The organism is Lysobacter lycopersici (assembly GCF_007556775.1).
Classification (GTDB): Bacteria; Pseudomonadota; Gammaproteobacteria; order Xanthomonadales; family Xanthomonadaceae; genus Pseudoluteimonas; species Pseudoluteimonas lycopersici.
In genome coordinates this window covers 974,691-986,482 of record NZ_CP041742.1, presented here as the reverse complement: position 1 = coordinate 986,482, position 11,792 = coordinate 974,691, and the positions used below count along the sequence as shown (strand labels likewise).

The 11,792-nt window shown below is 68.1% G+C and carries 11 protein-coding genes; all 11 read right to left on the bottom strand.

The window, feature by feature from the left end:
- Positions 1–5 precede the first annotated feature (5 nt).
- The gene (fabZ, locus tag FNZ56_RS05030) at positions 6–470 is read right to left on the bottom strand and encodes a 3-hydroxyacyl-ACP dehydratase FabZ (protein ID WP_143878788.1); all 465 of its coding nucleotides are present in this window, start codon (positions 468–470) and stop codon (positions 6–8) included.
- Positions 467–1,492, bottom strand: a complete 1,026-nt coding sequence (gene lpxD, locus FNZ56_RS05025) for a UDP-3-O-(3-hydroxymyristoyl)glucosamine N-acyltransferase (protein WP_143878787.1) — start codon at positions 1,490–1,492, stop codon at positions 467–469. Before lpxD ends, fabZ begins: the two co-directional genes overlap by 4 nt.
- Positions 1,493–1,509: 17 nt before the next feature.
- Complete coding sequence (gene bamA, locus FNZ56_RS05020) at positions 1,510–4,014, bottom strand: outer membrane protein assembly factor BamA (protein WP_143878786.1); 2,505 nt, start codon at positions 4,012–4,014, stop codon at positions 1,510–1,512.
- 58 nt (positions 4,015–4,072) lie between these two features.
- A complete protein-coding gene (gene rseP, locus FNZ56_RS05015) occupies positions 4,073–5,452 on the bottom strand; it encodes an RIP metalloprotease RseP (protein ID WP_143878785.1) in 1,380 nt (459 codons plus the stop codon).
- Positions 5,452–6,639 (bottom strand): 1-deoxy-D-xylulose-5-phosphate reductoisomerase, encoded by a 1,188-nt coding sequence (locus tag FNZ56_RS05010; protein ID WP_143878784.1) that lies wholly within the window; start codon positions 6,637–6,639, stop codon positions 5,452–5,454. Before FNZ56_RS05010 ends, rseP begins: the two co-directional genes overlap by 1 nt.
- Positions 6,624–7,460 (bottom strand): phosphatidate cytidylyltransferase, encoded by an 837-nt coding sequence (locus FNZ56_RS05005; protein WP_143878783.1) that lies wholly within the window; start codon positions 7,458–7,460, stop codon positions 6,624–6,626. The genes FNZ56_RS05010 and FNZ56_RS05005 overlap by 16 nt, the downstream gene beginning before the upstream one ends.
- Positions 7,457–8,209: a polyprenyl diphosphate synthase gene (gene uppS, locus FNZ56_RS05000; RefSeq protein ID WP_143878782.1), complete on the bottom strand. Its 753-nt coding sequence runs from the start codon at positions 8,207–8,209 to the stop codon at positions 7,457–7,459. Before uppS ends, FNZ56_RS05005 begins: the two co-directional genes overlap by 4 nt.
- 130 nt (positions 8,210–8,339) lie before the next feature.
- The gene (frr, locus tag FNZ56_RS04995; RefSeq protein ID WP_143878781.1) at positions 8,340–8,897 is read right to left on the bottom strand and encodes a ribosome recycling factor; all 558 of its coding nucleotides are present in this window, start codon (positions 8,895–8,897) and stop codon (positions 8,340–8,342) included.
- Between the two features lie 74 nt (positions 8,898–8,971).
- Complete coding sequence (locus FNZ56_RS04990) at positions 8,972–9,874, bottom strand: cation diffusion facilitator family transporter (protein ID WP_143878780.1); 903 nt, start codon at positions 9,872–9,874, stop codon at positions 8,972–8,974.
- Positions 9,875–9,906: 32 nt separating this feature from the next.
- Positions 9,907–10,638: a UMP kinase gene (pyrH, locus tag FNZ56_RS04985; protein WP_143878779.1), complete on the bottom strand. Its 732-nt coding sequence runs from the start codon at positions 10,636–10,638 to the stop codon at positions 9,907–9,909.
- A 212-nt stretch (positions 10,639–10,850) separates the two neighbouring features.
- Positions 10,851–11,729: a translation elongation factor Ts gene (tsf, locus tag FNZ56_RS04980; protein WP_143878778.1), complete on the bottom strand. Its 879-nt coding sequence runs from the start codon at positions 11,727–11,729 to the stop codon at positions 10,851–10,853.
- Positions 11,730–11,792 lie beyond the last annotated feature (63 nt).

Genomic DNA, 11,792 nt, shown 5'->3' with positions numbered 1-11,792 from the left:
CGCGGTCAGTCCCTGGCCTCGGCGCAGAGGATCTCGGCGCAGGCGGCGGTTTCGCCATCGACGCGCGCGGTACCGACGTACATCGCCATGTTGCGGATCACGCGCTTGAGCGCGACCTCGAGTTCGATCCGGTCGCCGGGCACGATCATGCGCGAGAACTTCGCTGCGTCGATCTTGACCAGGTAGGACATGGTCTCCGAGACCGGGGTGCCCGCGGCTTCGCGCGACAGTTGCGTGAGCAGGCCGCCGGTCTGCGCCAGCGCCTCCAGCACCAGCACGCCGGGCATCACCGGATGGCCGGGGAAATGGCCCTGGAAGAACGGTTCGTTGCCGGTGACGTTCTTCCACGCGAGGATGCGCTTGCCGGGTTCGAACTCGACCACGCGGTCGACCAGCAGGAACGGGTAGCGGTGCGGCAGCAGCGCCTGGATGCGTTCGATGCCGACGGGCATGGAAACGGTCGCGGTCATGTCGGGTCCTCGTCGGTCTCTTTGTCTGTGCGCCGGAACAGGCGGTCGAGCTGCTTGAAGCGCGCGGCGCTCCTGCGCCAGGCGCGGTTCGGCATCAGCGGCGTGCCGGAGGAATATTCCCCCGGTTCGCGGATGGAATGGGTGACCAGGCTCATCGCGGTGACGACCACGCGGTCGCAGACCTCGAGGTGGCCGAGCACGCCGGCGCCGCCGCCGATCAGGCAGTAGCGGCCGATCCTCGCGCTGCCGGCGACCGCGGCGCATCCGGCCAGCGCGGTGTGCGCGCCGATGCGGGCGTTGTGGCCGACCTGGATCTGGTTGTCGAGGCGCACGTCCTCCTCGAGCACGGTGTCCTCGATCGCGCCGCGGTCGATGCTGGTGTTGGCGCCGATCTCGCAGTCGTCGCCGACCACCACGCCGCCGAGTTGCGGCACCTTGATCCAGCGGCCGGCGTCCATCGCCAGGCCGAAGCCGTCGGCGCCGAGCACTGCGCCCGGATGCACCAGCACGCGCTTGCCGAGGCGAACGCGCTTCACCAGCGTCACCCGCGCGACCAGCTCGCAGCCTTCGCCGACGACGCAATCCTCGCCGATGACGCAGCCCGGGCCGATGATGGCGCCGGCTTCGATGCGCGAGCGCGCGCCGATGGACACGAACGGGCCGACCTGCGCGGACGGATCGACGTGCGCATCGCTGGCGACGACGGCCGATGCGTGCACGCCGGGTTCGGCCGCAGGACGGGTTTCGAACTGCGCGGCGAGTTTCGCGAACGCGGCGTAGGGATCGTCCGCCAGCAGCGCGGTGCCCGCATAGCCTTCCGCATCCGCCGGGCGCATCACCACCGCGCCGGCGCGGGTCTGCGCCAGTTGCGCGCGATAGCGCGGGTTGGCGAGGAAGGCGAGCTTGCCGGGTTCCGCGTTCGCCAGCGTGGCGACGCCGTCGAGGACGACGTCGCCATTGCCGTGCAACCGCAGCGCGAAACGCTCCGCAAGGTCCGCCGCGCGATGGCTCGGCCTGGACATGGCGCGCGCGTCGTTCCTCAGAACGAGCCGCCGAAGCTGAATTGCAGGTGCTCGATCTCGTCGTCCGTCTCGCTCTTCAGCGGGATGGCGTAGCTGATGGAGATCGGCCCGACCGGTGCGCGCCACAGCAGGGCAATGCCCGCCGATGCGCGGAGAGTATCGACATCGAAATCGTCGGCGTTGCGGTACACGTTGCCGAAATCGACGAAGGCGGACACGCGCGCGGAACGCGTGTCGAGCAAGGTGGGGAAGATCAGTTCGAGCGAGCCGATGGTCTTCACCGCGCCGCCGAGGGGCTGTTGCAGGCTGCTGCCCAGCGCCGTGCCGCGAGGGCCGAGCGTGTTGTCGCGGAAGCCGCGCACCGAATTGGTGCCGCCGGCGTAGAAGTTCTCGAAGAAGGGCAGGCCGTCGGCGGTCACCGTCTTGTTGTAGTCGGTGGAGGTCGGCAGGCAGGGAACCGTCGGGTCCGGGCCGGGCTGGTAGGTGTCCAGTGTGCCGTCGCCGTTCGTGTCCACGTACGTGCCCGGGGTGTAGCAGATGTTGCGGGTGACCGGGCTGCCGTAGCTGTCGCCGTAACCGAGTTCCGCGCGCGTGTTCAGCACCATGTGCCGCGTCAGCGGCCAGTACTTGGAGAACTGGTAGTTGAGCTTGTAGTACTGCACGGTCGAACCGGGCAGCGCGATTTCCGCGGAAACGCGCTGGTACATGCCGCGGGTCGGGGCGAAGTAGTCGTTGCGGGTGTCGCGGGCCCAGCCGAGCTCGGTGCGCCAGGCGTGGAAGGTGCGGGTGCCGAGTGCGTCTATGTAATCGACGAACTCCTGCGGCGACGAGCCCTGGTAGGCGAAGATCTGGTTGCGGTCGATGCCGAACAGGCCGGTGATCGTGTCGTTTTCGGTGATCGGGAGGCCGGCCACCATTTGCGCCGCGGCGCTGGTGGTGGAGTAGCTGGCGGTGTTGAAGTTCGAGTTGTCGAACTCGCGCCACCACAGGTTGTAGCCCAGCGACATGCCCCCGTCGGTGAAGTAGGGGTTCGTGTACGAGAACGAATACCGTTGCAGGTAGTCGTTGCGGCTTGCTTCGATCGACACGCGGTTGCCGGTGCCGAGGAAGTTGTTCTCGCTCAGCTGGATCGAGGTGGTCAGGCCGGACAACTGCGAGAAGCCGAGGCCGAAGGTGAAGCTGCCCGAATTCGTCTCGGTGACGTTGTAGACGACGTCGACCTGGTCGGGCGTGCCCGGCACCGGTTGGGTCTCGACGTCGACCTTGTCGAAGTAGCCGAGGCGCTGCAGCCGCACCTTGGAACGGTCGATCGCCGCCTGCGAATACCAGGCGTTCTCGAACTGGCGCATCTCGCGGCGCATGACCTCGTCCGCGGTCCGGTTGTTGCCCTTGAACACGATGTGGCGGACGTTGACGCGTGGGCCGGGCACGACCTGCAGGCTGATCGCGACCGTGTGCTTGTCGCGGTCGAGTTGCGGGATCGCATTGACCTGGGCGAAGGCGTAGCCGATGTTGCCCAGGGTGTTGGTGATCGCGTCGCTGGTGACTTCGAGCAGCTTGCGCGAGAACGTCTGGCCTTCCTTCAGGAAGACGAGCTTCTCCACGTTGTCGTGCGGCAACACGGTGTCCCCCTCGAGCTTGACCGAGGAGATCGTGTAGGGCTCGCCTTCGGTGAGCCCCGCGGTGATGAACATGTCGCGCTTGTCGGGGCTGATCGCGACCTGGGTATTGTCGACGCTGAAATCGATGTAGCCACGGTCGAGGTAGTACTCGTTCAGTTTCTCGAGGTCGCCGGACAATTTCTCGCGCGAGTACTGGTCGTCGCGGCGGTACCAGCTCAGCCAGTTCGATTCGCGCGATTCCCAACTGTCCAGGATGTCCTTCTGTTCGAATTTCTCGTTGCCGACCAGGTTGATGTGGCGGATCTTGGCGGCCTTGCCTTCCTTGATCGTGATGGTGATGTCGACGCGGTTGCGATCGAGCAAGCCGATGGTCGGGACGACCTCGACGTTGTACTTGCCGCGGTTGTTGTACTGGCGCGTGAGTTCCTGGGTGACGGTGTCCAGGCCTTGCTGGCTGAAGGTCTCGCCTTCGGACAGGCCGATGTCCTTCAGGCCCTTCATCAGGTCGTCGGTCTTGATGTCCTTGTTGCCGGTGATCGTGAGCTTGTTGATCGCCGGGCGTTCGCTCACCGTGACCACGAGGATGTTGCCCTGGCGGGAAAGCCGCACGTCCTCGAAGAACCCGGTCTTGTACAGCGCGCGGATCGCCTGCGCGGCCTTGGCCGGGTCGAGGGTGTCGCCGCGCTCGACCGGGAGGTAGGTGAACACGGTGCCGGCGCCGATGCGCTGCAGGCCGTCGACGCGGATGTCGCCGACCACGAACGGCAAGCCGGCCGAGGGGACCGGCGCGGCATCCGTCGCCATGGCGGGCGCTTCGGCGGACTGCGCCCAGGCCGGGCCGCTGAGGGCGGCGGCGACCGCAAGGGCGAGGGCGAGGCGGCGCTGGGGGTGTCGCGTCATCGGGGCATCCGGTGGGGGGTGGTGGGGGCGGAGGCGGCGCGGCCGCGCATGACGGCTTTCACCTCGCCAGGCCCAGGAAGTCATTGTAGAACGCCAGTCCCATCAACCCCGCCAGTGCGGCGAGGCCGATGTACTGGCCGGCGACCATGGCACGCTCGCTCAGCGGACTGCCCTTGGCCAATTCGATAAGGTAATACAGCAGGTGACCCCCGTCCAAGACGGGGATGGGCAACAGGTTGATGATCGCGAGGCTGAGGGACAGCAGCGCGAGGAAATACAGGAACCACGCCGGGCCTTCGCCGGCGAATGAGTTTGCCTCGCGGGCGATCGTGATCGGCCCGGAGACCGAGTTCTGGACGGAAACGCGCCCCTTGAACACGCGGGCGATCATCTCGAACAACTGCCGTGTCTGGGATCCGGCTTCGCCGAGCGCGGCCGGCACCGCGCGCAGCGGTCCGTAGCGCAGCTTTGCATCGTAGGCCGGTTCCGGCGCCGGGGCGGAATGGATGCCGAGCGCCCAGCGTGGATCGCTTCCCGGCTCGCTGCGCTTCGCCGGCCGGATCGGCAGGGCGAGGCGTTCGCCGTCGCGCTGCACCTCGACCATCGCGTCGCCGCCACGTTCGCCCAACGCCTGCACCAGCGGACCGATGGCCTCGAAACTCGATACCGGCTGCCCGTCGATGGCGGTGATGCGATCGCCCTTTTCGAGCACTCCCGTCGCCGGCGTGCCGGCTACGACCTCGCCCACGACCGCCGGCACCAGGAAATGCCGCGGAACCAGGCCGATGCCGGCGATGGCACTGTCGTCGGAGAGGCCGGCGGGTAGTTGCGACAGGCGCAAATCGCGCTGCGCCTGCACGCCGTCCGCGGTTTCGATTTCGAGCTTCGCGTCGCGGCGGTCGAGCGCGGCGGCGAGCAATGCCATCGAGGCCTCGCTCCAGGTCGGGGTGGCGCGGCCGTCGACCGACAGCAGGCGATCGCCTGCGTGCAAGCCGGAACTCGCGGCGATGCCGTCGCTGACGCCGACCACGGGCTGGAAGTCCGGGCGGCCGATCACGAACATCGCCCACAGCAACGCGACGCAGAGCACGAGGTTGGCGAGCGGGCCGGCGGCGGCGATGGCGATGCGTTTCCACACCGGCTGGCGATCGTGCGACTGCGCCAGTTCTGCGGCGGTGGGTTCGCGTTCGATGTCGCCCGCTTCCAGCGAATGTTCGCCGAGCATCTTCACGTAGCCGCCGAGCGGAATCGCGCCGATCGCGTATTCGGTGCCATCGCGCCCCATGCGCGACCAGATCGGCTTGCCGAAGCCGACCGAGAAACGCAGCACCTTCACGCCGCAGCGGCGCGCGACCCAGAAGTGGCCGAATTCGTGGAAAGTGACCAGCACGCCGATGCTGACCAGCAGCCACCATGCGGAGCCGAGGAATTCGCCCATCAGGCGGTTCTCCCCGATCCGCAGCGTCCGCGCGCGAAATCGCGGGCGCGGGCATCGGCCTGGAGCAGCGCGTCGAGGGAATCGGCGGGGGTCACGGGCAGCGCGGCCAGGCCGTCCTCGATCGTGGCGGGAATGTCCAAGAATGCGATCCGGCCCTGAAGAAACGCTGAAACGGCGATTTCGTCGAGCGCGTTCAGCATGGCCGGCGCGGTTCCGCCCGCGGCGAGGGCCCCGTAGGCGAGGCGCAGGCAGGGGAAGGTGTCGAGGTCGGGCGCTTCGAATTCCAGCCGCCCCTGTGCGCGCAGGTCGAGCCCGCCCACGCCCGAGGCGATGCGTTCCGGCCAACCCAACCCGACCGCGAGCGCGGTGCGCATGTCCGGCAGTCCGAGTTGGGCGAGGGTGGAACCGTCGATGAATTCCACCAGCGAATGCACCAGGCTTTGCGGGTGCACCAGCACATCGATGCGTTCGCCCGGCAGGTCGAACAAATGGTGCGCCTCGATCACCTCGAGGCCCTTGTTCATCAGGGTCGCCGAATCGACGGAAATCTTCGGGCCCATGTCCCACTTCGGGTGCGCGACGGCCTGCGCCGGCGTGACATTCGCGAGTTCGGCGCGATTGCGGCCGCGGAACGGGCCGCCGGACGCGGTCAAGACGATGCGCGCGACTTCGGCACGATCTTCGCAGCCGCCGAGGCACTGGAAGATCGCGTTGTGTTCGCTGTCGATGGGAACGATGGTCGCGCCCGCATCGCGTGCGACGCGCACCAGCAGTTCGCCCGCCAGCACCAGCGATTCCTTGTTCGCCAGCAGCAGGCGCTTGCCGGCGCGCGCGGCGGCGAGGGTGGAATCGAGCCCGGCGGCGCCGACGATCGCGGCCACGACCGTGTCGCAGGCATCGCCGGCGGCGAGTTCGGCCAGCGCCTTCGCGCCGGCGTGCGGAATCGTTTCGAGACCGGCATCGCGCAAGCCATCGCGCAAGGCGGCGTAGGCGTTTTCGTCCGCGATCACGGCATGCGCGGGGCGATGCGCGCGGCACAGTTCCACCAGCGCATCGACGCGGCTGCCGGCGGCGAGCACGTTCGCGCGCAGCGAATCGGGATGGCGGGCGATGACGTCGAGCGCGGAAGTGCCGATCGAGCCGGTCGCGCCGAGGACGGCGACGTTGCGCATCAGAAGCCCAGCCACTCCTTGCCCAGCACGAACACCGGCAGCGCGGCGAGCACGCTGTCCATGCGATCCAGCAGGCCGCCGTGGCCCGGGATCAGGTTGCCGGAATCCTTCACCCCGGCGTGGCGCTTGAGCAGGCTCTCGAACAGGTCGCCGACCGCCGCGGCCAGCACCACCGCCAATGCGACCAGCGCGACCGCTGGAAGTTTCGAAACCGGGGTTCCGGCAAGCATGCCGCCGACCACGCCGACCAGCACGCCGGCCAGGGCGCCACCGACGAGGCCTTCGACGGTCTTGTTCGGGCTGATGCGCGGGCTGAGTTTGCGTCGCCCCAGCTTGCGCCCGGCGAAGTAGGCGCCGGTGTCCGCGGCCCAGACGATGGCGAGCGCCACCAGCAACCAGAGATGGCCGTTCGGCCGCTGCGCATGGATCAGTACCAGCGCGCACCAGGCGGGGATGACGGCGAGCGTCCCGGCCGCGAGCTTGGCCGCGCGTGCGCCGCTGTCGTGGTCGGAACCGAAATCGTAGGCGCGCAGCCATAGCGCGGCCAGCAGCCACCAGCCGACGCCGACCATGGCCGCGACCTGGAGCAGCACCAGCGAGCCACCGCTGGCGGTGCGCGAGGCCCAGACCATCGCCACCATCAGCATCAGGTTGAGCACCAGTAGCACGGTGCGGGCGAGGGTGTCCTCGACTTCGGCCAGCCGCAGCCATTCCCACAGCCCGACGAGGAACACCACGGCGGCGAGCAGCGCGAGCCATTGCGTGGGGAGGAGCAGGATCGCGGCGATCGCCAGCGGCGCCATCACCAGGGCGGCCAGCACGCGGGTCTTGGTCATGCGCGGTTCTCGTCGATGGCGGCGACCTGGCTGCCGGTGAGGCCGAAGCGGCGTTCGCGGCCGGAGAACTCGTCCAGCGCGCGCTGCAGTGTGGCGGCATCGAGGTCGGGCCACAACGTATCGGTGAACCAGAGTTCGGCATAGGCCAGCTGCCACAGCAGGAAATTGCTGATGCGCTGGTCGCCGCCGGTGCGGACCAGCAGGTCGGGTGGCGGCAGGTCGGCGAGGGCGACGCGCGCCGCGACCGCGGCTTCGTCGATGTCGGACGCGGCGATGCGTCCGGCGGCCACGTCCTCGGCCAGCGCGCGCGCGGCGGCGGCGATGTCCTGGCGGCCGCCGTAGCTGGCGGCGATGTTGAGCGACAGCGTGGCGTTGGCCGCGGTCAGCGTTTCCGATGCCTGCATGCGTTCGCGGATCGCCGGGGAAAAGCGTTCGCGGTCGCCGATGAAGCGGATGCGCACGCCGCGGCGGTGCAGTTCCGCGATTTCGCGGTCGAGCACGTGCACGAACAGCTTCATCAGCCCGCCGACTTCGTCTTCCGGCCGGCCCCAGTTCTCGCTGGAGAACGCGAACAGGGTCAGCGCGCCGATGCCACGCTCGAGGCAGAAATCGATGCAGGTCGCGACCGCGCGCGCGCCGGCGCGGTGGCCGATGATGCGCGGGCGCTTGCGGCGCTGCGCCCAGCGGCCGTTGCCGTCCATGATCACGGCAAGATGTTTGGGAATCGCCTTGCTTTCGCTCGCCATCATGTCCAAGGGTCGTCGTGAGCGCAGCTCAGGCGAGGAAGAGGGCGCCGAGGGCGAGGGAGCGTACACACGAGTACGTGACCGAGCCTGAGCGCGTCCGATGACGAAGCATGAGCAAGCGCAACTGGCCCGTTCAAACCGCCAGCAATTCCTGTTCCTTGGCTTTCACGACGTCGTCGACATCCTTGATCGCCTTGTCGGTCATCTTCTGGATGTCGGCTTCGCTGCGCGTCATTTCGTCTTCGGTGATCTGCTTGTCCTTCAGCAGTTCCTTGACGTGGTGGTTGGCGTCGCGGCGGATGTTGCGGATCGCGACCTTGGTGTCCTCGCCTTCGCCGTGCACCACCTTCGACAGTTCCTTGCGCCGTTCCTCGGTGAGCGCGGGCAGGTTGAGGCGGATCACGGTGCCGGCGGTATTCGGGGTCAGGCCGAGGTCGGAACCGAGGATCGCCTTCTCCACCGCGCCGACCATTTGCTTCTCCCACGGCGTGATGGTGAGCGAACGCGCATCGGCGACGGCGATGCTGGCGACCTGCGACAAAGGCATGTCAGAACCGTAGTAGTTGACCTTGAGGTGTTCCACCAGCGCGGTCGAGGCGCGGCCGGTGCGCACCTTGATCAGGGTGTGCCTGAGCGCATCGATGCTCTTCTGCATGCGCACGCTGGCGTCGTTGTGGATGTCCTTGATCATCGCCGGCTCCGGGCCCGTCGGGCAGATTTCTGCGGTCGGCAAGTATAGCGAAGCCGCTTCCCGGGGCTTGCCGGTCAGTGCGCGTGCGGCGCCCGGTCGTGGCGATCGTGTTCGCAGGCGCCGCCGCGTTCGATCTGCAGGGTCGGGTGGTTGATGCCGAAGCGCTCGTCCAGCGCGTGCGCCAGCCGGTCGATGAAGGCGTCGTGGTCGCCGTCGTCGTTGCGCACCATGTGCGCGGTCATCGCGATTTCGCCCGCGCCCAGCGACCAGATGTGCATGTGGTGCACCGAGACCACGCCGGCCTGCTCGAGCAGGAAACCCTGCACGAGGTCGCGATCGAGGTTACGCGGTACCGCGTCCATGCTGGCGTCGAAGGCGTCGCGCAGCAGCGCGAACGCGCCGACGGCGATCACGATGCCCACCAGCAGCGCGGTCAGCGGGTCGAGCCAGTTCCAGCCGAACGCGAGGATGCCCGCGCCTGCGAGCACCGCCGCCAGCGACACCGCCGCGTCCGCGACCAGGTGCAGGAACGCGCCGCGCCGGTTGAGGTCGTGGTCGTGGCCGTCGCGCAGCAGCCACGCGGCGCCGAGATTGACGGCGATGCCGAGCCCGGCGACCACCATCACGGGTACGCCCGGGATTTGCGGCGGCGCACCGAAGCGGCGGATCGCTTCCCAGCCCAGCGCGCCGGAAAAGCCGACCAGGATCAGCGCATTCGCCAGCGGCGACAGCAGGGTGGCGCGGCGCCAGCCGTAGGTGTGGCGTTCGGTCGGCGCCCTGCGCGCGAGCACCGCGGCGCCCCATGCGAGCCCGAGCCCGAGCACGTCGCCGAAGTTGTGCAGCGCGTCCGACAGCAGCGCCAGCGAATGGGTGGCGAAGCCGTAGCCCGCCTCCAGCACGGTGTAGGCGAGGTTGATCAGCGTCACCCAGGCGAAGGCGCGGGTGGCGTTCGCGGGGCCGTGGTCGTGCGAATGCATCGGGAAATGGTGTCGTTGCCGCGGCGCGGACACTATTGCGCGTTGCGACCCTGCACAAGGGTGCCGATGTCCTCGCCGCGCAGGATGCGCAGCAGCACGCCGGGCTCGGACATGTCGAAGATGCGCAGCGGCAGCTCCGCGTCGCGGCACAGCGCGAACGCGGCGGTGTCCATCACCTGCAGGTCGCGCGCGATCACCTCGTCGTAGCCGAGGCGGGCATAGCGTTTCGCATCCGGATGCTTCTTCGGATCCTTGTCGTAGACGCCGTCGACCTTGGTCGCCTTGAGCAGCAGGTCCGCGCCGATCTCGATCGCGCGCAGCGCCGCGCCCGAATCGGTGGTGAAGTAGGGGCTGCCCACGCCCGCGGCGAAGATGCAGACGCGGCCCTTCTCGAGGTGGCGCACGGCGCGGCGGCGGATGTAGTCCTCGCACACGTCGTTGATCTTGATCGCGCTCATCACCCGGCACTTCGCGCCGAGCTTCTCCAGCGCGTCCTGCATCGCCAGTGCGTTGATCACCGTGGCGAGCATGCCCATCTGGTCGCCGGTCACCCGGTCCATGCCGCCGGCTGCGAGTCCCGCGCCGCGGAAGATGTTGCCGCCGCCGATCACCAGCGAAATCTCGGCGCCGGCTTCGCGCGCCTCGATCACTTCGCGCGCGAGGCGGTTCAGCACCTTGGGGTCGATGCCGTAGTCCTCGTCGCCCATCAACGCCTCGCCGGACAGTTTCAACAGGACGCGGCGATAGGCGAGGGGCGCGGTCATGGGGAATCCCGTTGGCGATGGCGCGTGGATTCTAGCCGAACAACAAAAAACCCGCCTCGCGGCGGGTTTTTGCAACCTGTTTCGATCCAAGTGCCGAGCGAGCCGTCGTCAGCGTGGTGCGGACGGGGCGCAGCAACCGCAGCGTACGAAGGGTACGTGAGGATTGCGAGCACCCGGCTGCGCCGCGATCACGGCGGCGCAGCCGGCACGACTCAGACCTGCATCGCCTTCGCCACTTCCGCGGCGTAATCCTCGACCACCTTCTCGATGCCTTCGCCCACCGCAAGGCGGGTGAAACGCACCACGTCGGCGCCGGCGGCCTTGGCGGCTTGCTCGACCGTCTGGTCGGTGTTCAGCACGTAGGGCTGGCCGTACAGGCTGACTTCGTTGACGATCTTGGCGATCTTGCCGCCGATGATCTTCTCGAGGATTTCGGCCGGCTTCTGCTTGTCCTTCTCGGACATCTTGGCCAGTTCGATTTCCTTTTCCTTCGCCACGAAATCGGCCGGCACGTCGGCGGCCTTGTTGTACGGCGGGTTCATCGCGGCGACGTGCATCGCCACGCCGCGCGCGAACTCGCCGCCGCCGCCGGCCACTTCGACCAGCACGCCGATCTTGCCGCCGTGCGAATAGGCCGCGACGTTGTTGTTGCTGTCGATGCGGGCGATGCGGCGCACCAGGATGTTCTCGCCAAGCTTGGCGATGGCCGCGGCGCGGGCTTCCTCGACGGTCTCTCCGGACGGGAGCTTCGCCGACTTCAGCGCTTCCACGTCGGCGGCGCCGCTGGCCAGCGCGGCCTGGGCGACGGCATCGGTGAAGGCGACGAAATTGGCGTCCTTGGCGACGAAGTCGGTTTCGGAATTCACTTCGACCAGCACGGCCTTGCCGGCGGCCTGGGCGACCGCGATGCGGCCTTCGGCGGCGACGCGGCTGGCCTTCTTGTCGGCCTTGGCGAGGCCCGACTTGCGCAGCCATTCGGCCGCGGCGTCGATGTCGCCGTTGTTTTCGGTGAGCGCCTTCTTGCACTCCATCATGCCGGCGCCGGTGCGCTCGCGCAGTTCCTTGACCAGGGAAGCGGTGATTTCAGCCATTACATGAACCTCGAATGGAAAAAGTCCGGCAGGTACTGGGCCTGCCTGCAAAGAATTTGCGGT